Here is a 21,259-nt window from a genome sequence, read left to right on the forward strand (position 1 = left end):
GAGGCCACCATGAGCACAATATTAACCACTACATTGATAATCTCTGCAATTACCTCAATCCTTGCTGCAATACTAACAGCTGCAGACAGGACAGTGGGAAATTATGGAGAAGTAAAACTCACCATCAACAATGAAAAAACTTACACCGTGGAAGGAGGAACCAGCCTTCTTTCAACACTGAGGAACGAAAAAATATTCATACCATCGGCCTGTGGAGGCAAGGGTTCCTGCGGATACTGCAAAGTTGTGGTAACAGAAGGTGGAGGGCCTGTGCTTGCTACGGAACTTCCTCTACTAACAAAGGAAGAGTTTGCAAAAAACATGCGCCTTTCATGTCAATGTAAATTAAAACAAGACATAAAAATTGAAATACCTGAAGAGCTTTTCAACGTGAAGGAATATGCTTCAACAGTTGTAAAAATGGAAAAGGTAACTCCAACAATCAAGTATCTGCGCTTTGATCTGGGAGATGAAGAAATAAACTTCAGACCCGGACAATATGTGCAGCTTAAGGCGCCTGCATATGAAGGTAACGATGAAGAGGTTTACAGGGCATATTCTGTTGCTTCAAGCGTCAACGACAAACATGCAATCGAGCTTTTGATAGGATATACCGGAGGCATTGCAACAACATATGTTCATCAGCACCTGAATGTGGGAGACAATGTGCACATAAACGGACCCTATGGAGATTTCTACTACCACGAGGATGACAACGGCCCCATAATACTGGCAGGAGCAGGAACCGGCATGGCGCCCATACTTTCAATACTTAAGTACATGGCTGAAAATAACATAAACAGAAAAACAATATTTTTCTTCGGAGCAAAGACAATGTCGGATTTGTTCATGCTTGAACAAATAAAATATTTTGAAGAAAAACTTCCAGCTTTTAAATTCATAGCAACACTGTCCCGTGAAGAATCTCCTGATTGGAATGGAGACAGGGGAAGAGTTCCGGATTCAATAATAAAACATGTGGAAAATGGAGAAAATTATTCAGCATATCTTTGCGGCAGCCCTGCAATGATTGATTCCATAATAAAATCTCTGGAAGAAAAGAATGTTCCCCTTAATAAAATTTATTACGACAAGTTCTAAAATAAATTCCCTGGGAAAAAAGCACGGCCTCAAACTATAGCAGTCTGAAGCCGTGCTTTATTGTATACTCAATTCTTTTTTAAAGAATATGTTTTTGAAGCCTCTATAAAACTGATGAAAATATTGCAAAATACAGGATATCTCTCAAACATTATTTCAGGATGCCACTGAATACCCAGTGCAAAATCAAGTTCTGCAGATTCTATGCATTCTATTATTCCATCTTCAGTAAAAGCAGTTGCAATGTAATCATCAGCCACATCCTTCACTGCCTGGTGGTGAAATGAATTTGTTTTAATCTTGTCTGTTTTTAATATGTTAAAAATCATGGAATCCTTTAACAAATTAACAGTGTGGTGCTCATATCCTCCAAATGTGAACTTTGGGGAATGCCCGTTCGTATTTTGTCTCTGGGTGTATATGTCCTGGTATAGTGTTCCTCCTGCGGCAATGTTCATTATTTGCTGCCCCCTGCATATGCCAAGCATGGGCATGTTTTTTGCTGCGGCATGTTTGTACAATTTCACTTCAAATGCATCCCTGTCGTAATCTATGGCACCTATTTGTCTGATTGGTTCCTCACCAAACAACAGAGGGTTTATGTCTCCGCCTCCTGTGAAATAAATTCCGTCAACAAAACTTAAATATTTTTCTATTGTTTTTTCATCTTCAGTTATCGGAAGAATGACAGGCACGCCTCCATGTTGAAAAACAGCATTTAAATTGCTTTCGTTGACCTTTTCATAGTAAAATCCGTCTTCCATAATTTTATCAGCTGTAATACCGATTATGGTGTTCATTTTTACCTCCCCAAGAATTTTTTTATGTCATAAGCAATGCTCTCAGGGTCCATATTGTTTTCCTTAAGCAGTTCTTCAACAGTGCCGTGTCTGATAAATTCATCAGGCAATGTCTTTATGAGAACATCAGCATGATCTTGAAGTGCTGCTTTTATACTTAATGCAAAAGATCCCCATGGAACAGCTTCATCTATAACAACAGCCTTCTTTGTCTTCATTACTGATTTTAACAGCAAATTATCATCCAAAGGCTTTATGAATCTCAAATTTACAACTTCAGCATCAATATCTTGCTCTTTTAATATTTCTCGGACATGAAGTGCAGTCACAACCATTTTACCGCTGGCAGCTATGGTAACATCACTGCCTTCCTCAGCCACGATGCCCTTGCCTTTTTCTATTTTTTTATAGCTTCCGCTCACATATTCCTTGAGACTTCCTCTTGGATACCTTATGGCCACAGGCCCGTCAATTTCATTCACTGCATATTCAAGCATACTTTCAAGCTCTCTGTAGTCTGCAGGACACATGACAGTCATGTTTGGAATCTGTATTAAAAATGACTCATCAAACACCCCCTGGTGTGTTTCACCGTCATTTCCCACAAGACCTGCCCTGTCAACAGCAAGCACAACATGAAGGTTTTGAATTGCAACATCATGAATTACCTGGTCATAAGCTCTTTGAAGAAATGAAGAATAAAGAGCCACAACAGGAACAATTCCATTTGCAGCAAGTCCTGCAGCCATAGTAACTGCATGCTGTTCGGCAATGCCTGCATCAAAAATTCTTTTTGGGAATTTCCTTGCAAAATTAGTGAGCCCTGTTCCATCTGTCATGGCTGCTGTAATGGCTACAACATTGTTGTTGTTTTCAGCTATTTCGCAAAGCTTCTTTCCAAATACATCAGAATACGAGGCAACTGTAGACTCTTTTATGTTCTTTCCTGTTTCTATGTCAAATGCTGATACGCCGTGGTATTCATTTGGCCTTTGTTCAGCAAATTTATATCCTTTTCCTTTTTTTGTTACCACATGCATTATAAGAGGCCCTTCAATGTTTTTTGCAGTCTTGAAGGCTTCTAACAAATCGTCAATGTTGTGTCCATCTATGGGGCCCATGTATGTGAGACCAAGCTCTTCAAAAAGCATTCCTGGAACAACCATCTGCTTGACTGCGTCCTTGGCTCTCTTTAAAAACGCTTTTACTTTCCCCCCTGCAACGGGCATGTTGTTTAGTATTTTTTCAACATCCTTTTTTGTAGAAAGGTACCTTGTGTCGGTCCTGACCTTGCTTAGGTATTTTGACAGACCTCCCACGTTTTTTGAAATTGACATTTCATTGTCGTTTAATATTATAATAAGTTTTGTATTGCTTCTTCCAGCATCATTTAAAGCTTCAAATGCCATGCCTCCGGTGAGGGCTCCATCACCTATTACTGCAACTATTTCATAATTTTCTTTTTTCAGATCTCTTGCCCTTGCCATTCCCATGGCTGCAGAAATAGAAGTGCTGCTGTGCCCTGTGTCAAAACAGTCGTATATACTTTCAGCACGTTTTGGAAAACCGCTGAGGCCTTTCAACTGCCTCAAGGTGGACATTTCATTTTTTCTTCCTGTCAATATTTTATGAACGTATGACTGATGTCCCACATCCCATATTATTTTATCTTCAGGAGTATTTAATGAATAGTGCATTGCTACTGTAAGCTCTACCACTCCAAGGTTTGAAGCAAGATGTCCTCCTGTTTTTGACACGCTTTGTATTATGTATTCCCTTATCTCATTGGCAAGTATGGGCAGCTCACTTGTTTTAAGCTGTTTTAACTCCAATGGAGAATTTATTTTATCTAAAAATTTCATTTTTACCTCTCAAGCATTTTATTGAGTATGCATTTAATAATTATATATTGTTTAAATATATATGTCAAAATTAATATTTTTATATCAAGGGTCAAAAATATTCTGTACTTTTAGTTAAATGTGTTATATTATATTTGTAATATTCATCAAATATAAATGACAAAACAAGGAAACATAAATACTGACAAAATGTCAGTCAGGTTGATGATAAAGTAATTTTCGACGTTGTCATTCTGAGGACGTAGCCCGAAGAATCTCATGTTTTCAATAAAAATGAGATCCTTCACTATCGTTCAGGATGACAGCATCAGGGTTTGTAAAGTCTGACTGGCGAAATGTCAGTGCGTAACAATCACTCTAGAAATATTAGAAATTATATATGATTAAAATGGAGGACGATTATGAGCAAAAAATGGGTTTATTTGTTTAAGGAAGGAAATGCTTCACAAAAATATCTTCTTGGTGGTAAGGGTGCCAATCTGTCAGAAATGACAAACATAGGTCTTCCTGTACCTCCTGGAATTACAGTCACTACAGAAGCATGCACAGAGTTTTACGAGCAAGGAAAAAAATTAACTGATGAAATAATAAATCAGATTAAAACACACATGACTCTATTAGAAGAGCAGACAGGAAAAAAATTCGGTGATGAAGAAAATCCGCTGCTTGTTTCAGTACGTTCAGGAGCAGCTTTTTCCATGCCTGGCATGATGGACACAATTTTAAATCTAGGACTCAATGACCTCACAGTTGAAGGTATGGCTAACAAGACAGGAAATCCTCGTTTTGCTTACGACAGCTACAGAAGATTCATTCAGATGTTCGGTGATGTTGTGCTTGAAATTCCAAAATACAAATTTGACAACGTGCTGGATGACACAAAGGAAAAAAACAACTACAAGTATGACACTGAACTCACTGCAGATGATTTAAAACAACTGGTTAAAGAATTCAAGGAAATTTACAAAAAAGAAACAAAATCTGATTTTCCTCAGGAACCTGAGGCTCAGCTACTCATGGCTGTTGAAGCAGTGTTCAGATCATGGAACAATCAAAGAGCCATAACATACAGAAACCTATACGACATTCCTCACAACCTGGGAACTGCAGTTAATGTACAATCCATGGTTTTCGGAAATATGGGAGACAGTTCGGGAACAGGGGTTGCCTTTACAAGAAATCCTTCCACCGGAGAAAAGAAAGTATTCGGAGAATTCCTAATTAATGCACAGGGAGAAGATGTTGTTGCAGGAATAAGAACTCCTCTTACAATAGATAAATTAAACGACGTTATGCCTGAAATATACAAAGAATTCATGGAATCTGCCAACACACTTGAACAGCATTACAAAGACATGCAGGACATTGAGTTCACCATTGAACAGGGAAAATTATACTTCCTTCAGACCCGTAACGGAAAAAGAACAGCAGAAGCAGCTCTTAGAGCTGCAGTAGAAATGGTTGGGGAAAATCTTATTGACAAAAAGACTGCCGTAATGAGAGTTGACCCAAAATCATTAGACCAGCTTCTTCACCCTAAATTTGATCCTGATGATTTGAAAAAGGCAACGCCTGTTGCCAAAGGGCTTCCTGCCTCTCCGGGAGCAGCCACAGGAAAAATATATTTCACAGCAGATGAAGCAGTTGCTGCAGCTAAAAACGGCGAAGCAGCCATTTTGGTAAGAAAAGAAACATCTCCTGAAGACATTGAAGGAATGAGTAAAGCCAAGGGAATACTCACTTCAAGAGGAGGAATGACATCCCATGCTGCAGTTGTTGCCAGAGGAATGGGAAAATGCTGTGTGGCAGGATGCGAAACAATATTTGTTGATGAAGCAAGAAAAACAATGACAATTGAAGGTAAAGTCTACACTGAAGGAGATTATATCTCTCTTGACGGAAGTACAGGCAATGTATATATAGGAAAAATAAAGACCGTTGAAGCAAATATTTCAGGAAACTTCGGAATACTCATGGAATGGGCAGATGAGTTCAGAAAGCTCAAAATAAGAACTAATGCTGATACTCCTAATGATTCAGCAATGGCTGTTAAATTTGGCGCTGAAGGAATAGGCCTTTGCAGGACTGAGCACATGTTTTTTGAAGAAAGCCGTATTTTCTCAGTAAGAAAAATGATTATTGCAGACACCGTTTCTCAAAGAGAAAAAGCACTGGCTGAAATTCTTCCAATGCAGAAAAATGACTTCAAGGGAATATTCAAAATAATGGGAGTTCGACCAGTGACAATAAGACTACTTGATCCTCCTCTTCATGAGTTCATTCCTACAAACAAACAAGACATAGAAGACCTGGCACGGGACATGAATGTTCCTGTTGATAAGCTGACGGACAAAATAAACTCTCTTCATGAGTTTAACCCAATGCTTGGACACAGAGGCTGCCGACTTGCTGTAACATATCCTGAAATAGCAAAAATGCAATCAAGAGCAATAATGGAAGCTGCAATTGAGGTATCAAAGGAAGAAAATATCACAATTGTTCCTGAAATAATGGTTCCACTTGTTGGAAAGAAATCAGAGCTTGACTTTGTAAAGAAATATATTGTAGAAACAGCTGAAGAAGTTAAAAAAGAAATGAATTCAACTATAGAGTACCTTGTTGGAACAATGATAGAAGTTCCAAGAGCATGCGTAACAGCTGATGAAATTGCAGAAACAGCAGATTTCTTCTCTTTCGGAACAAACGACCTCACTCAGATGACATTTGGCTTCTCAAGAGATGATGCAGGAAAATTCATCAATGACTACAAGGAAGTTGGAATACTTGAACAAGATCCGTTCCAGAGCATTGACCAGGACGGAGTTGGAAAAATGGTTAGTATGGCAGTGAAGCTTGGAAGAGCTGCCAAGGACCACATTCACCTGGGAGTTTGCGGAGAGCACGGCGGCGACCCTGCATCCATTGAATTCTTCCACAGAACAGGACTTGACTATGTTTCCTGCTCACCATTCAGAGTTCCAATAGCAAGACTTGCAGCAGCACAATCAGCAATAAAAAGCAATTAAAAAATGAATAAAAAAGTCAGGCGAGCCTGACTTTTTTCATATCATTCTTAATTCTTAACTCTTAATTATTAATTTGCTTAACGTTCAGGTTTTTATAAGTGTTGAAGTTAAACTTAAGCCCGTTGTTCTCATGGAGCTCTGAAGCAAATGTCAGCAACCAGTCCTGATCCTGGTCGAAGTTGTGAAGATATGAATCAGCATCTTTCACAGCATCAACCTTTGTTATGTATGCTTCACTGCAGTATGGATAAAGCTCATTGTAAATTTTGCTTCCACCAATTACAAACACATCATCGCTGTTATATTTTTTTACCTCTTCAAGAAGCTCCTCCACTGAATGAACTACAGTGCATCCTTCTTTTTCATAATTCATGTCAGTTGTCATTACAATGTTCACCCTGTTTTTCAGTGGATTGCCTCCCGGAAGTGAAAGAAGTGTTATTCTTCCCATAACAACTGTTTTGTTTTTTGTGGTTTCCCTGAAGAATTTCATGTCATCGGGCAAATCAAAAAGAAGATCTCCGCTATTTCCTATTCCCCAGTCTTTTGCCACAGCTACTATTAATTTCATACTTGCTCCTTATACCGCTATAGGTACTTTTGTTTTAAAAGGATTATATTCATAATTTATGAATTTAAAGCTGTCAACTGTAAAATCATAAAAGTTGTCAATGGATTTGTCGATTTCAAATATAGGCGCATCGTGCTCAACTCTTTCGATAAGCTCTTCAATTATTGGAACATGTCTATCATAAATGTGTGCATCTGATATTACATGCACAAGTTCTCCCGGAACAAGACCGCTTACCTGAGCCATCATATGTACAAGAAGAGAATACTGCACAACATTCCAGTTGTTTGCTGCAAGCACATCTTGTGAACGCTGGTTAAGTATGGCATTTAACTTGTTTCCTGAAACATTGAATGTCATGCTGTATGCACATGGGTAAAGGTGCATTTCATTCAAATCCTGGAAATTGTAAATGTTGGTCATAATTCTTCTGCTTGCAGGGTTATTTTTTAAATCATAAATGACCCTGTCAACCTGATCAAATTCGCCTTCCTTGTACTTGTGCTTCAATCCAAGCTGGTATCCGTATGCCTTTCCTATGGAACCTGATTCGTCTGCCCATGAATCCCAGATGTGGCTGTTAAGGTCGTTTACATTGTTTGATTTCTTCTGCCATATCCACAGAAGTTCATCAGCGGCTGCAGTGAAATTTGTCTTCCTCAATGTCAGGATAGGAAAACTTTCCTGCAGATTGTATCTGTTTACAATTCCGAATTTTTTTATGGTATGAGCAGGTGTACCGTCCTCCCACCTTGGTCTCACTTCATAATCTTTGTCCCAAACTCCGTTTGTGAGTATATCTTTGCAAGTCTCTATAAAAATTTTATCTGCTGTGCTCATGCGGAACCTCCTGTCTAATTAATATTTATATTATACAATAGCCGGACTTTCTTTACAATATAAAAAAAATTGCTGCGCAATTTCCGCTAGGGGGACCTACGTCCCCCTTCGGCGTTAAAACGCATACGCGTTTTAACTGAGCACCCCTCTTAAGGTTAAGGGCGTCCCGCCCTTTGCAATCCCCGTTTTTTATATCATAGGAAAGAATAATTTCCTATGATATAAAAAAGAGAACTATTCGTTCCCTGTTATTTCATGGTGTTTTGATTTATGAAATTTTTAATCTGCATTTTCTGATCAAATCCTGACACCCTCATTGCCTCTGAATTTTCATTTTCAAAGTTTTTGAAATAAATGCACATTTCTCCGTCCTTAGTGTCATCGTACCTTATGCATCTGTATCCGCTGTCGTACATTTTTTTGATTTTATCAAATTCGTCCATAATACACTCCCCAAGTATTTTATATACTATATTATTGACGCATATCCATAAATTATTACATTTTTCCAAAAAAAAAATTAAGTCCTTGAACTACTGTGTAATTCAAAGACTTACGCTGTTTTAAATTTTCTTTCAGATGCTTCTTCATAAAGGGCGCTGAGCACTTCTTTATCAAACAGCGATTCAACTGACGGTATTATTATGTCCGCAGTATCTTTTAAGTTTATTTTGCTGCTCACACCGGAAAGTACTCCTACTCCAATGGCTCCTGAATTTCTTGCAAATATCATGTCGTTGTATGAGTCTCCTACAATAGCAACCTCATATGGCTTGAATCCGTACATTTCACAGAACCTTACGCACATGTCCTTGTGTGGTTTTGGTTTCATTACTCCGTCATAAGAACCGAAGAAATCATACATGTCCTGATGGTTGAGTTTGTTCACCATGTGCATTGCTGACTGATATGTGTCTGCTGTTGCCAGTCCTACCTTTATGCCATTTTCCTTAAGATGATTGAACAATGCTCTTAAATCTGTGGTTTCCCTTATATCTGCATCGTCTCTCAGCACTTCGTTTCTTAAAAGCTCTGCCACATGAACCTTGAATTCTTCAAAATCTATGTTTCTGTACCTGCTCAGGATGAAATGCATTTCTAAAGCCACGTGTTCATGGGTTTTATAAGCCAGTGCGCCGAATGGTTCCACTCCGTTTTCAGTTATTCCTATGGACCTTTGAAGTTCTCTTTTTAAATTTCCATCACTTAATCCATATTCCCTTAAAACAGTTTCTATCATGTTTACTCCGGCATTTCTCCACAATGAAAAATCTATTATGGTTCCATCTTTGTCAAACAATATTCCTTTTATCATATTTTCACCTCCTTGTACACAATATCACTCTTTTGTAAATATAAAATAAGTGTATTGTAAAATATATGTATATTATATACCCCCAAGCTTTAGCTAGCCTTAAAGAGTAATGCTGTATTATATAACATAATTAATAAAATGTGAATACTTTTTTTATAGAATAGGACATTAGTCCCCTTAGCGAAAGTAGTGTAACAACTTCAGACTATTGACAAACCCCGACTCTGTCATCCTGAACGTTAGTGAAAGTTGCCCTAACCCTATTTTTCAAGTGTTTTCTGAAAAATAGCGGTAGGTCATTCGCAACGAGCACCAAATTTATATGAACGTTAGCGAATAAATAAATTTGTGTCCGAAACTGCAGGATCTCATCGTTATAAGAAACATGAGATTCTTCGGGCTACGCCCTCAGAATGACACGGTCGAATGTTACTTTGTTACCAAAATAAAATTTTAGAACTTTTTTACATGTCCAAATTATCCATAGAAAAGTATATTTGTCAAAAAAATGCAGATAATACAATATCATTACAGAAAGGTTGTGTTTTTATTGAGAGTGCCAAGGCATATTGGAATAATACCAGACGGCAACAGGCGCTGGGCACAGGACAAGGGATATGAAAAGAAAGATGGCTACCAGTACAGCCTCACACCCGGTCTTCATGCATTGTACCTTGCCAGGGAATACGGAATAAATGAAATTACATATTATGGTTTCACAACAGACAACTGCAAAAGACCAAGAATACAAATTGACTCTTTTGTTAAGGCATGTGTTGATGCAGTTAATTTAATTGCAAAGGAAGATGTGTCTCTTTTAGTCATAGGAAACAAAAATTCACCCATGTTTCCTGAAGAACTTCTCAAGTTCACAAACAGAACAAACATAGGCAGGGGTGGCATGAAAGTAAACTTTCTTGTTAACTATGGATGGGACTGGGACATATCAAACTTATCAAACAACGCAGGAAGAAAAAGCATACTGGATGGGCTTTATTCAAGAGATATATCTAGAATAGACCTGATACTCAGGTGGGGAGGGAGAAAAAGGTTGTCCGGATTTTTGCCCTTGCAGTCTGTTTATTCAGATATCTACACCATTGATGACATGTGGCCTGATTTCAAACCGGAACAATTTCATGAGGCCATGAAGTGGTACAACATGCAGGATGTGACACTGGGAGGATAATTCCCTGTCAAAAAAAATTGTGACGGCACTCGCAAGAGGACAAAGCCGTCACTTTTCTGTTATTTAGGTATTACAATTTGTGCATCTTTTGCTTCTCTGTAAAGCACAAATTTGTTTCCTATGCTTTGAACAAACTCAGCTCTCACTGACTCAGCAATTTCATTGGCAGTTTGTTTTGCCTCAAGCTGACTGTTGTTCAGCAGTTTTATCTTAATTAATTCTCTTGCTTCCAAAGCGTCGTCAATCTGCTTGAGCACATTGTCTGTAACGCCGCCTTTGCCTATCTGCATAATGGGGTCTATTCCGTTTGCAAGAGACTTTAAATAACTTCTTTGTTTTCCTGTTAGCATTTGTCCTCCTTTAGAACATTGGTTGCATAAAGCATTCAGTGCATTGACTAATAATATTAGTCTACGAAGTCAAATTCTATTCCGCACACGCTTATGAGATCTCCTTCTTTTGCACCAAGCTCTCTTAACTTTTCAATAACGCCCTTGTCAATGAGAACCTTCTGGAAGTAGCTGAATGATTCAAAGTCATCAAAGTTTGTAGAAGCAACCAGCCTTTCAAGAAATTCTCCTTCAGCCAGGAAGTAATCTTCTTCCCTGGAAACAACAATGGTGTCTCTTTCTTTTCTGTCAAAGAATTGTTCAACCTGTACTTCATCAACAAATTCAATTTCTTCTTCGATTTCAAGAAGTCTTTCGTAAGCTCTTTTCTTGAGGAAATCAAGACCTTCGCCTGTTGCAGCAGATACTTCTATTATTTCGTAATCCTTGAATTCCTTCTTGATTTTTTCCAGATTATCCAATGACTGAGGAAGGTCCATTTTGTTAAGAACAATGATCTGTTCCTTCTTGGTCAATTTTTCACTGTAATTTTTAAGCTCTTCATTGATTTTGTAAAAATCTTCTACAGGATCTCTGTCTTCCTGGCCTGAGGCATCAATTACATGCAACAGAAGCTTCGTTCTTTCCACATGCCTTAAAAACTCAAGACCAAGTCCGGCACCTTCGCTTGCTCCTTCTATAAGTCCAGGAATGTCTGCAAGAACATAGCTGTGGCCTTCACCTATCATAACAACTCCGAGATTCGGTTTAAGCGTTGTGAAATGGTAATTGGCAATTTTTGGCTTAGCACTTGTTACGGATGCCAGTATAGTAGACTTCCCTACATTTGGAAAACCAACGAGGCCCACATCGGCTATGAGCTTAAGCTCAAGCAAAATTTCTCTTTCTTCACCCTTTGTTCCGGGCTCAGCAAAACGAGGCGTACGTCTTATGGAATTTTTAAACCTTACGTTTCCTTTTCCACCGCGTCCTCCTCTTGCACACACATATTCCTGTCCATCTACTTTTAAATCTGCCAATACAATGCCGGTTTCTTCATCCTTTACCAGTGTTCCTGTCGGAACTCTCAAGTACATGTCTTTTCCGTCCGAACCGTATTGTTTCTTGCCTCTGCCGTCTTCGCCGTTTTCTGCCTGATAGTGCCTCTTATATCTGAAATCCATCAATGTTCTCAAGCCTTCATCAGCAACCAATATTATGCTTCCGCCATCACCGCCGTCTCCTCCGGCAGGTCCGCCCAGTGGCACATATTTTTCACGTCTGAAAGCAACACTGCCGTTTCCGCCTTTGCCGGCTTTAACATTAATTTTTGCTATGTCTACAAACATTTTATCCCAACCTTTTCTAATTTGGGGACATTCCCCTAAGCCTACTCCAAAGACTCACCCTGCTTAGGGGTGTGTCCCCGTTCCTATCGCAGTCTCATTCACAAAATTATCAGCTCACTATCGTTCGCATAATTTTGGAATTCGTTGAGTCTGACCTACCAACCATTTTCAAAAAACCTCTGAAAATGAGGATAGGGCAAACAAACAAAAACCTACCGTTAAGGTAGGTCACTTTCGTTTATTATGCTTCTAATTCACAAGGATATACACTGACTTGCTTTCTTGTTTTGTCTTTTCTTTCAAACTTTACTTTTCCGTCTACCATTGCAAACAATGTATCATCGCTGCCGATGCCTACATTCAATCCTGGATGAAGTTTAGTTCCTCTTTGTCTTACAAGAATATTTCCAGCCAATACGAATTGACCGTCAGTTCTTTTTACTCCAAGTCTTTTAGCATTGCTATCACGACCGTTTTTAGAGCTACCAACACCTTTTTTATGTGCGAATAACTGTAAGTTTAATTTCAATAACATGGTTACACCTCCTCAAATTTAAGTGTAATATAATCACTGTAATCTTCCAGCAACAATTCAATTCCTACCATAAAGTTTCTGTATATGACATCAGTCTTATCATTTACCTTCAAAGTCCTCATGTTCATAAATCCGGTCTCTTCATCAACTTCATAACTTATGAATTCAGGACTCACACCTGCAACTAAGTTCATTGCATTAAGTGCAGTGTAAGATAAAATTGAAACTGATGCGCATACTATGTCCGATCCTTCTTCAGCGTATCCAGAATGACCTTCAACTATAAAACCATTGATTTGTTCTTTAGTTTTATATATTGTGATTGTAATCATATCACTATCCAACTATTTTACCGATTTTTACTTGTGTATATGGCTGACGATGACCTTGTTTCTTTCTGTAGTCTTTTTTAGCTTTGTATTTGAAAATTATGATTTTCTTTGCCTTACCTTGGTTTTCAACTACAGCTTCAACTACAGCTCCGTCAACATATGGTTTTCCAACATTTAATTTTCCTTCATCAGCTACAAGTAAAACTTTATCAAATTTTACTGTTTCACCATCAGCGATTTCAAGTTTTTCAACTCTTACAACATCGCCTTCCTGAACTCTATATTGTTTTCCACCTGTTTCAATAATTGCGTACATAATATTACCTCCTCTTCCCAGTCTCGCCATTGCAGGTACATAAAGTTTTAACCTGATCCGTGCGGCTCTTGCAAATATAAAGTTTATCAAACATTATCAAGTTTGTCAACTTATTTTTCTTCATTTAAATATGAATTTATTAAGTTTGTCTTTCCAATTTTATCAACAACTATATCGTCAGTGCTCATATTGTCATCCATTTTAAAAAATAGTTTAATGCTGTATTTGTTTTCAACTTTCTTGATAATATCCGTGCAGTTGTTTTTTATGAAATTGTTCATAAGATAACCGCATTTAAGAACAACAGCGTCCGACGAAGTGTTTCTTTTTATGTTTTTTATTATACTTTCAAGCCTGAAGAAAACATACAGCTTTGACCCGGTCCTTCCGCTTCCGCTGCAGTGGCTGCACTGCTGTGTTATAAGGTTGTAGAAGTTATCCTTGTTTTTCTTTCTTGTGATTTCCATAAGATTTAGTTTTGTCATTCCAAGGATGTTTGTTTTGGCCTTGTCTTCCTTGAACACTGATTTTGCTTTGTTCACTATAATTTCAATATTATCCTTACTTTTAACATCAATGAAATCAATTAATATGATTCCGCTTATGTTTCGAAGCCTCACCTGCAGGGCTATTTCATCTAAGGCAGAAAGATTAATTTGAAGTGCGGTTTCCTCCATGTTTTCGCTTCCTATGAATTTGCCGCTGTTTACATCAATAACCGTCAATGCTTCAGTTACATCAATGAAAATAGAACCTCCGTTTTCAAGCTCTACCTTTCTCTGAAAAAGTGTCTTGATTTGATTTTCCACGTTGAAGTCTTGAAATGCTCTTTCAGACTCAATAATTCTAATATCATTTAGATTGTCGCCACATCCCTTAACAAGAGAAGTGATTTTATCCTTTGTTTTCTTGTCCTCTACATATATTTCATCAACTGTAGAATCTATGGAATCCAAAAATACTTTTTCTACCAGGGAATTGCTTTTATACAGAAGCTTAGGGGCATAGGAATAATTGTTTTCCTTTTCTATCTGATTGTATATGGATGAAAGCATATTGTATTCATTTTCAATTTCTTCTCTTTCACAGTCTTCGGAAAACGTCCTGATAATCATTCCGTTTCCATCAGTCATGATTGACTTGCCAATTTCCGTGAGCCTTTTTCTTTTTTCAGCATCCTTGATTTTTTTTGATATATTAACTTTAGTGCTTTTGGGAATAAGGGCTATATACTTGCCTGAAATTGAAATATCAGTTGTTACAGCTATGTTTTTTTCACCGATTGGTTCTCTTGCAATCTGCACAAGGATTTCCTCACCCTTTTTCAAAACATTTACAATGCTTTTAGCATCCTTTTTCTTCAGATTCTTTTCTTTCAGGAATTTATCTGAAAGCAAGTCATCCAAAAATATATATGCGTTTTTTTCAAGACCCACATCAATAAAGGCTGCTTCCATACCAGGCAATATGTTCATTACTCTTCCTTTGTAAATGTTCCCCACCAAACTTTTGTAGTCCTTTTCTTCGTGCATAAAATCATGCAGTCTTCCATCTTTAAGGATTGCCACCTGATCGAAAAAAACCGAATTATTGATTATAATCTGCTTCATAATAACCCCTTTTGTTAATGAAGAATTAAGACGTAGGGGAGGGTCTCGTACCCTCCCGCATTTTTCACTCTTCATTCTTCATTCTTAATTGCTTAAAGAATTGGCTGCATGTTTTTATCCAGAGCATCTATTTTCATTATAGAATGATAATCTGCGGTGAAGCCTCTTTCTTCCATTAGCTTTAAAAGCTCGTCAACTTTCATGCTTCCTGTTTCTGTTGTCAAAAATACGGCTTCCACTTTTAATTTTCCTTCCGAAAGTCTTTCGGCTTTCAGATATTTTATATAATCCAATGTGTTTATGTCTTTAATAACTGTTTTGTTTTTCTTGTTCTTTTTCTGCCTTGGGTACACAAGTCCCGTCTCTAACATTTCATTGAACAAAATATTGAGATTGTCCGCATCCATTGTTTCTGATTCAAGTGTTATTATATATTCTGCATAGGCGCACCTTGACATTATGGATTCCTGTTCGTCAGTTTCCATTGATTTTTGAATCTGCATTTCTTTGGGCAGCACTTTGTTCATCTTGCTTACAAAATCTTCAGGATCAACATGTTCATTGAATTCAAGCTCAAAATATTCACCAATGCTTTCAGTTCCCAATGACAGCGGATATCCGAAGGCCGTCTTCATGTGAGGATTGAATCCTTCTGAATATTTTGCAGGAAGACCTGTTCTTTTAACAGCTCTTTGGATGAATCTTAAAACATCCAGGTGTGAAATATATTTTAAATTTCCTGTCTTGCTGTACTTATTTATTAACTTGCACATGAGGGCATGCACCTCCTATAAATCTATGGTTCACGCCGCAGTTCACGCACTTTTGTCTGCAGTCAGGTGTTGTTGTATATCCCATTGCTTTTTCATATTCACTCACAAGGAATTTTTTGTCAACTCCTATGTCAATGAAGTCCCAAGGAAGAACTTCTGTAAGAGATCTTTCCCTTCTTCCGAAAAAGTCAGCGTCAGTTGAAGTTTCTTCAAAAGCTTCCATCCACTTGCTAAAATCAAACATGTCATACCATCCGTCAAAACGGCAGCCTTTTTCCCATGCTCTTATAAGCGCAGAAGAAAGTCTTCTGTCTCCTCTTGCAAACACAGCTTCAAGGTAGCTTAATTTTGGCTCGTGGTAGCTGAAGGAAACTTTTTTGTCCTTTATTTCCCTCTGCAGCGATTTAGCCTTGTCGAAAAATTCCTCCATGCTGTCCTGCTTAACCCACTGGAACGGCGTGAAAGGCTTAGGCACAAAGCACGATGCACTGGCATTTATTTTTAAGTTTCCTTTTATGTCTTCCTTTGGCCTTTGGAAGAATTTATCCTTTACCTTGTAGGCTAGTTCCTTTATTCCAAGAACATCTTCCATTGTTTCTCCAGGAAGTCCTATCATGAAATAAAGCTTTACAGTTGACCATCCCAGATTGAATGCAGTTTCCACAGGTCCCAATATTTGCTCTTCCGTAAGATTTTTGTTTATGACATCCCTCATCCTTTGAGTGCCTGCTTCAGGTGCAAATGTAAGACCTGATTTTCTTACTTCCTGAAGTCTTTCAATGATGTCAAAAGTCATTGAGTCAAGCCTCAGTGAAGGAAGCGAAATGCTTACATTTTGATTTTCATACATGTCTAATAGCTTCAGTGTAAGGTCGGGAAGACATGAGTAATCGCCGGAACTCAGTGATGTAAGAGATATTTCATCGTGTCCCGTTGAATCAATAAGTCTTTCAGCTTGTTTTACAAGAGTGTCTGCTTCTTTTTCCCTTACAGGTCTGTAAACCATTCCTGCCTGACAGAAACGGCAGCCTCTGGTGCATCCGCGGAAAAGCTCAAGGACAACACGGTCATGAACAACGTCAATGTAAGGAAGAATGCTTTTTTCGGGGTAAAAACTTTTGTTCAGATCCCTGATGATTCTTTTAGTGATTGTTTCCTTAGCATTTTCATTAAGTGTCTTTCTTCCTTTTACAGTGCCGTCTTCATTGTATAATTCCTCATAGAATGAAGGAACATAAATTCCATCCAATTTTGCTGCTTTTTCAAGAAAAACAAGTCTGTCAAATCCGTTTTTCTTTTCTTCTTCATAAAGCTTCAAAAGTTCAGGGAGAAGTTCTTCTGTTTCTCCTATTGTAAACAGGTCAATGACTTCATAAAGAGGTTCAGGATTGTAAGCACACGGTCCTCCTGCAATAACAAGAGGCATATCATTTGTCCTGTTTTTTGACCTTACAGGGATTTTTCCAAGGTCAAGCATATTCAGGATGTTTGTGTAGCTCATTTCATATTGAAGAGTGAATCCAACAAAATCAAATTCCATTAGTTCGTCCTTGCTTTCAAGTCCGTAAAGAGGAATGTTGTTTTTGCGCATTATTTCTTCCATGTCTGTCCATGGAGCAAAGACTCTTTCGCACCACACATTTTCCATGCTGTTCATGAGATGGTACAAAATGTGCATTCCTGTATGTGACATTCCTACTTCGTAAACATCAGGAAAAGCAAAAGCAAATCTTACATTTACATCTTCTTTGTTTTTTACAACAGAGTTAAGCTCGCTGCCCACATAACGGGCAGGTTTTTCAACCTTCAAAAGCTCTCTGTCCAACTTTTTCATATCTATCATAGTAAATCCTTTCTATATTATATAACGCCAAGAAATTTTCCATGTTGTAAAACATTATATATGTTTAATTATTTTTCACTTTATTGACATTACAATTCATTAAATTCTATATATTTTATCATACCAAATATTAAATGACAACTTATAAAGAAAATTTATTTGTAAAAAGCTTGAAATATTGTATTGCTTGAAATATTATAGTATTTGAATACATATAGCGGAGGTTAAAATGAACTACGAAGAATCAATTGAATTCATTCATTCAACTTACAAATTCGGTTCCAAATTAGGACTTGAAAATATTACAAGACTCACAGAACTTCTTGGCAATCCACAGGACTCATACAAAATAATCCACGTTGCAGGAACAAACGGAAAAGGTTCCACAAGCAACATGATTCACGATGTGTTAATGGCCTCCGGATACAAGACCGGACTTTTTATAAGCCCCTTTCTTGAAGAATTCACAGAAAGAATACAAGTGAACAAACACCACATAGACAAGGAATCCCTGGCAAAAATAACTTCTCTGGTGAAGGAAAAAATTGCAGTGATGCTTGAGGAAGGATACAATCACCCCACGGAATTTGAAGTTGTCACTGCCATAGGTTTTAAATACTTTCAGGAACAAAACATTGACTTTCTTGTGCTTGAAGTAGGCATGGGAGGAAGGTTTGACGCTACAAATGTTGTAAAAGACACCCTTGTATCCGTCATAACATCCATAAGCTTCGACCACATGGAGTATCTTGGAGACACACTTGAAAAAATAGCATTTGAAAAAGCTGGCATTATAAAGGAAAACTCAAGCGTAATAATATATCCGCAGGCTGAAAATGTTGTGAAAACAATAAGTGATGTTGCTGAAGGTAAAAATTCAAACGTATATGTTGTGAACATTAAAGATATAGAAAAAACCCGGGGAAATCTCACAGGTCAGTGGTTTAACTACCTTAAAAAAGATGTGTTCAGCCTTTCTGAAACAAAAATGAACTTCCTTGGGGAACATCAGCTCTACAACGTGCTCACAGCACTTCGTGCCCTTGAAATAGTAAAAACATCAGGATACAATGTAACAGAAGAATCAATAAAAGAAGGACTTTTTACATGCCGTTTTGCCGGAAGGTTTGAAATATTAAGGGAAAATCCGGTTATTGTCCTTGACGGCGGCCACAACATAAACGGCATCGAATATTTTTCTAAGGCTGTGAAGGAAAATTTCAAGGAAAATAAAATCACTTTGTTTTTTGGAATGCTTAAGGACAAAAACCCTGAAGATGTTCTTCCATTTATTATTCCTCTTTGCAAAAAAGTTTACACATTGACTCCAAACAATCCACGTGCCATGAAGTCGGAAGATCTGGCATCACTAATCAGAGAACACTATGAAGTTGAGGTTGCTCCTCTTAACTCATATGAGGACACACTACCTATTTTAAATGCAGCAAAAAAAGAAGACTGTATAGCATTTGTAGGTTCCCTTTACATGATAGGCGACATAAGAACACTGTTGAAAAACAACGGCTTCATAGAAAATAAATAAACAGCAAAAAGAGGCTGCTGCATTAATGATTTTTATCGTGTCATTCTGAGGACTTTATCCCGAAAGATCTCATACCTTCAAAAGATGAGATCCTTCGCTATCGCTCAGGATGACATGAAAATGCAGCAACCCCTTTATTTTAATTCTTAACTCTTCATTCTTAATTCTTCATTTTATTTTAATTTAATTATTGATTTTAAACGTAATTAAAAATCAATGAGCCCCAAACTTATTTTCAAGCAGTCGTCAACTTCGCCCATGAGATTTTTATCAAACCTGCCTATTTTTTCTTTTAAACGCTTCTTGTCGATTGTGCGAATTTGTTCTAAGAGAACTACAGAATCTTTTGGCAGACTGAAGTCTTCAGAACTTATCTCTATGTGTGTAGGCAGCTTTGCCTTATTGATCTGAGAAGTAATTGCAGATACAATAACTGTTGGACTATATCTATTCCCTATGTCGTTTTGTACAACTAAAACCGGCCTCACGCCCCCTTGTTCTGAACCTATGACAGGGCTTAAGTCGGCATAGTATACATCTCCCCTTTTAACAATCAAACTATTCACTTCCTATTAATTTTGTTTCATAGCTTAAAAAGTCCTCATAGTCCCCTTCTGAGTATTCTTCTGTAATACTTTTGTTAATGTTGCTCATTTCCAAATATCCGGCCTTCATCTTGTTTCTGATTTCAAGCTTTCTTTTTTCAATTAAATAAAACCTTATTGATTTTCTAATAAAGTCGCTTCTGTTTGTTCCTTCTTCTTTAACGGCATTATCCAGTTCTCTCAGCAGGTTTTCCGGAATGGATATCAATATTTTCTTATTATCAGCCAAATCACACACCTCACAATTGCATCTCAGTTCATGTTTTATTAGTAATTTTACCACATGAATACTAAAAGTTGTATGGTAACTTTTTGTATTTATGTGAAATATTATTCCTCTACTTTTATGTTTTCATACTTGATAGTCTTAACCAAATCGTCATTTTTATAAATAAAAATTGTGTCTGGAAGCAAGTTTTCACTGCTAAATCTAAGAACATGCCTGAACGTTCCGTCCCAATAGATTATTTCCTCCGACAATCCGTCTACTGTGTTTTGAAACTTACTAAGATCAATATCCTGAACAAGATACTTTTCCGTCTTGAAGTTTTCAATTGTTACACTGCCATCCGGAAATTTGTCGTTGCTTAAAACGCACCTGCCCCCTGAGAGATAAGCAGTGTTCCACGTTTGATTTCCAGAGGTAGTCTTGATGCTGTAATTATTGTCTCTCGAGATAATGCTCAAGTTGTAAGTGTCTTCTCTTGTTTGTTCATACACCTGCATCACCGCATCTGCAGTATAATTAACAGGTATCGAAAATGTTTTGTCTTCTTTTTTACAGCTTGAAAGCAAAAAAACAATCAAAATCAGGCAGCAAATTTTAAGCTTCATACCAATATCCTCTCCATAGTTATATAATACATATATGAAGAGATTTCAAAATATATGCCTAATAACTTAAAAACTATTCAGCCACACAATAGGCAACAGCATACTCACTTGTGTGGGATATGGATAGGTGGATTGTTTCAATATTTAGTTCCTGGGCTCTTTTTTTTGCATTATTTTTTAAAATAATTCCCGGTTTTCCCATTTCATCCTTCACAACTTCTATGTCGCAGGGGCCGAAATTTGTAAATCCGGTGCCAAGGCACTTTGATACAGCTTCTTTTGCTGCAAACATTCCTGCAGCAGTCTGAGGATTGAATTTCCGTGACTTTAAATATTCAATTTCAACCGTTGAATAAATTTTATGAAGGAATCTCTCATTTTCAATGTTATTTTTAATTCTGTCCACTTCCGTCATATCTATTCCTGTGCCTTTTATCATTGTGCATACTCCTTTTTAAGAAAAAAATTAATTGACAAAGTTCTTCA

General features: G+C 37.5%; 22 protein-coding genes. 4 read left to right on the plus strand and 18 right to left on the minus strand.

The genetic code is table 11. The features are described from left to right. Positions 1 to 9 precede the first annotated feature (9 nt). A complete protein-coding gene (locus LY60_RS16245) occupies positions 10 to 1,101 on the plus strand; it encodes an NADH:ubiquinone reductase (Na(+)-transporting) subunit F (protein WP_145086376.1) in 1,092 nt (363 codons plus the stop codon). Positions 1,102 to 1,169: 68 nt separating this feature from the next. Here the strand turns inward: LY60_RS16245 and LY60_RS16250 are convergent, their stop codons facing one another. Both LY60_RS16250 and dxs read right to left on the minus strand, forming a co-directional pair. After that, positions 1,170 to 1,901 (minus strand): gamma-glutamyl-gamma-aminobutyrate hydrolase family protein, encoded by a 732-nt coding sequence (locus LY60_RS16250; RefSeq protein WP_145086379.1) that lies wholly within the window; start codon positions 1,899 to 1,901, stop codon positions 1,170 to 1,172. A gap of 2 nt (positions 1,902 to 1,903) precedes the next feature. Further along, positions 1,904 to 3,763 (minus strand): 1-deoxy-D-xylulose-5-phosphate synthase, encoded by a 1,860-nt coding sequence (gene dxs / locus LY60_RS16255; RefSeq protein WP_145086382.1) that lies wholly within the window; start codon positions 3,761 to 3,763, stop codon positions 1,904 to 1,906. Between the two features lie 401 nt (positions 3,764 to 4,164). On the opposite strand from dxs, the gene ppdK reads away from it, so the two are divergent. Then, positions 4,165 to 6,789 (plus strand): pyruvate, phosphate dikinase, encoded by a 2,625-nt coding sequence (ppdK, locus tag LY60_RS16260; RefSeq protein ID WP_145086385.1) that lies wholly within the window; start codon positions 4,165 to 4,167, stop codon positions 6,787 to 6,789. Between the two features lie 61 nt (positions 6,790 to 6,850). Here the strand turns inward: ppdK and LY60_RS16265 are convergent, their stop codons facing one another. The 4 genes from LY60_RS16265 to LY60_RS16280 all read right to left on the minus strand — a co-directional run bounded on the left by LY60_RS16265 (position 6,851) and on the right by LY60_RS16280 (position 9,515). Continuing rightward, the gene (locus LY60_RS16265; RefSeq protein ID WP_145086388.1) at positions 6,851 to 7,360 is read right to left on the minus strand and encodes a dihydrofolate reductase; all 510 of its coding nucleotides are present in this window, start codon (positions 7,358 to 7,360) and stop codon (positions 6,851 to 6,853) included. Between the two features lie 9 nt (positions 7,361 to 7,369). Then, positions 7,370 to 8,200, minus strand: a complete 831-nt coding sequence (thyA, locus tag LY60_RS16270; RefSeq protein ID WP_145086391.1) for a thymidylate synthase — start codon at positions 8,198 to 8,200, stop codon at positions 7,370 to 7,372. Positions 8,201 to 8,448: 248 nt separating this feature from the next. Further along, entirely contained in the window at positions 8,449 to 8,643 is a 195-nt protein-coding gene (locus LY60_RS16275; protein ID WP_019229540.1) for a hypothetical protein, read from the minus strand. A 110-nt stretch (positions 8,644 to 8,753) separates the two neighbouring features. Continuing rightward, positions 8,754 to 9,515, minus strand: coding sequence for an HAD family hydrolase (locus LY60_RS16280; protein ID WP_145086394.1), 762 nt, complete (start codon positions 9,513 to 9,515; stop codon positions 8,754 to 8,756). A gap of 550 nt (positions 9,516 to 10,065) precedes the next feature. On the opposite strand from LY60_RS16280, the gene LY60_RS16285 reads away from it, so the two are divergent. Further along, positions 10,066 to 10,704 carry an undecaprenyl diphosphate synthase family protein gene (locus LY60_RS16285; RefSeq protein ID WP_145086553.1) on the plus strand — a complete coding sequence of 213 codons (639 nt, stop codon included), beginning with the start codon at positions 10,066 to 10,068 and terminating at the stop codon, positions 10,702 to 10,704. Between the two features lie 59 nt (positions 10,705 to 10,763). On the opposite strand, the gene yhbY is transcribed toward LY60_RS16285, so the two are convergent. The 8 genes from yhbY to LY60_RS16325 all read right to left on the minus strand — a co-directional run bounded on the left by yhbY (position 10,764) and on the right by LY60_RS16325 (position 17,782). Next, positions 10,764 to 11,054 carry a ribosome assembly RNA-binding protein YhbY gene (yhbY, locus tag LY60_RS16290; protein ID WP_019229543.1) on the minus strand — a complete coding sequence of 97 codons (291 nt, stop codon included), beginning with the start codon at positions 11,052 to 11,054 and terminating at the stop codon, positions 10,764 to 10,766. A gap of 56 nt (positions 11,055 to 11,110) precedes the next feature. Beyond that, entirely contained in the window at positions 11,111 to 12,382 is a 1,272-nt protein-coding gene (obgE, locus tag LY60_RS16295) for a GTPase ObgE (RefSeq protein WP_145086397.1), read from the minus strand. 241 nt (positions 12,383 to 12,623) lie between these two features. Beyond that, a complete protein-coding gene (gene rpmA, locus LY60_RS16300; protein ID WP_019229545.1) occupies positions 12,624 to 12,917 on the minus strand; it encodes a 50S ribosomal protein L27 in 294 nt (97 codons plus the stop codon). 2 nt (positions 12,918 to 12,919) lie between these two features. Beyond that, positions 12,920 to 13,249, minus strand: coding sequence for a ribosomal-processing cysteine protease Prp (locus LY60_RS16305; RefSeq protein ID WP_145086400.1), 330 nt, complete (start codon positions 13,247 to 13,249; stop codon positions 12,920 to 12,922). A 4-nt stretch (positions 13,250 to 13,253) separates the two neighbouring features. After that, positions 13,254 to 13,565 (minus strand): 50S ribosomal protein L21, encoded by a 312-nt coding sequence (gene rplU, locus LY60_RS16310; protein WP_145086403.1) that lies wholly within the window; start codon positions 13,563 to 13,565, stop codon positions 13,254 to 13,256. Positions 13,566 to 13,675: 110 nt separating this feature from the next. Further along, complete coding sequence (locus LY60_RS16315) at positions 13,676 to 15,175, minus strand: Rne/Rng family ribonuclease (RefSeq protein WP_170226280.1); 1,500 nt, start codon at positions 15,173 to 15,175, stop codon at positions 13,676 to 13,678. A 92-nt stretch (positions 15,176 to 15,267) separates the two neighbouring features. After that, a complete protein-coding gene (locus LY60_RS16320) occupies positions 15,268 to 15,948 on the minus strand; it encodes a TIGR03936 family radical SAM-associated protein (RefSeq protein WP_145086409.1) in 681 nt (226 codons plus the stop codon). After that, complete coding sequence (locus LY60_RS16325; protein WP_145086412.1) at positions 15,929 to 17,782, minus strand: TIGR03960 family B12-binding radical SAM protein; 1,854 nt, start codon at positions 17,780 to 17,782, stop codon at positions 15,929 to 15,931. The genes LY60_RS16320 and LY60_RS16325 overlap by 20 nt, the downstream gene beginning before the upstream one ends. Positions 17,783 to 18,020: 238 nt before the next feature. On the opposite strand from LY60_RS16325, the gene LY60_RS16330 reads away from it, so the two are divergent. Then, positions 18,021 to 19,334, plus strand: a complete 1,314-nt coding sequence (locus LY60_RS16330; protein ID WP_145086415.1) for a bifunctional folylpolyglutamate synthase/dihydrofolate synthase — start codon at positions 18,021 to 18,023, stop codon at positions 19,332 to 19,334. 206 nt (positions 19,335 to 19,540) lie between these two features. Here the strand turns inward: LY60_RS16330 and LY60_RS16335 are convergent, their stop codons facing one another. From LY60_RS16335 to acpS, 4 genes are all read right to left on the minus strand, one after another. Further along, positions 19,541 to 19,891, minus strand: a complete 351-nt coding sequence (locus LY60_RS16335; protein WP_019229552.1) for a type II toxin-antitoxin system PemK/MazF family toxin — start codon at positions 19,889 to 19,891, stop codon at positions 19,541 to 19,543. 1 nt (position 19,892) lies between these two features. Beyond that, positions 19,893 to 20,168 carry a CopG family ribbon-helix-helix protein gene (locus LY60_RS16340; protein WP_019229553.1) on the minus strand — a complete coding sequence of 92 codons (276 nt, stop codon included), beginning with the start codon at positions 20,166 to 20,168 and terminating at the stop codon, positions 19,893 to 19,895. 101 nt (positions 20,169 to 20,269) lie between these two features. Continuing rightward, the gene (locus LY60_RS16345; protein ID WP_145086419.1) at positions 20,270 to 20,773 is read right to left on the minus strand and encodes a hypothetical protein; all 504 of its coding nucleotides are present in this window, start codon (positions 20,771 to 20,773) and stop codon (positions 20,270 to 20,272) included. 73 nt (positions 20,774 to 20,846) lie between these two features. Next, a complete protein-coding gene (acpS, locus tag LY60_RS16350; RefSeq protein WP_145086422.1) occupies positions 20,847 to 21,212 on the minus strand; it encodes a holo-ACP synthase in 366 nt (121 codons plus the stop codon). Positions 21,213 to 21,259 lie beyond the last annotated feature (47 nt).

Source organism: Sedimentibacter saalensis, assembly GCF_007830175.1.
GTDB lineage: Bacteria > Bacillota > Clostridia > Tissierellales > Sedimentibacteraceae > Sedimentibacter > Sedimentibacter saalensis.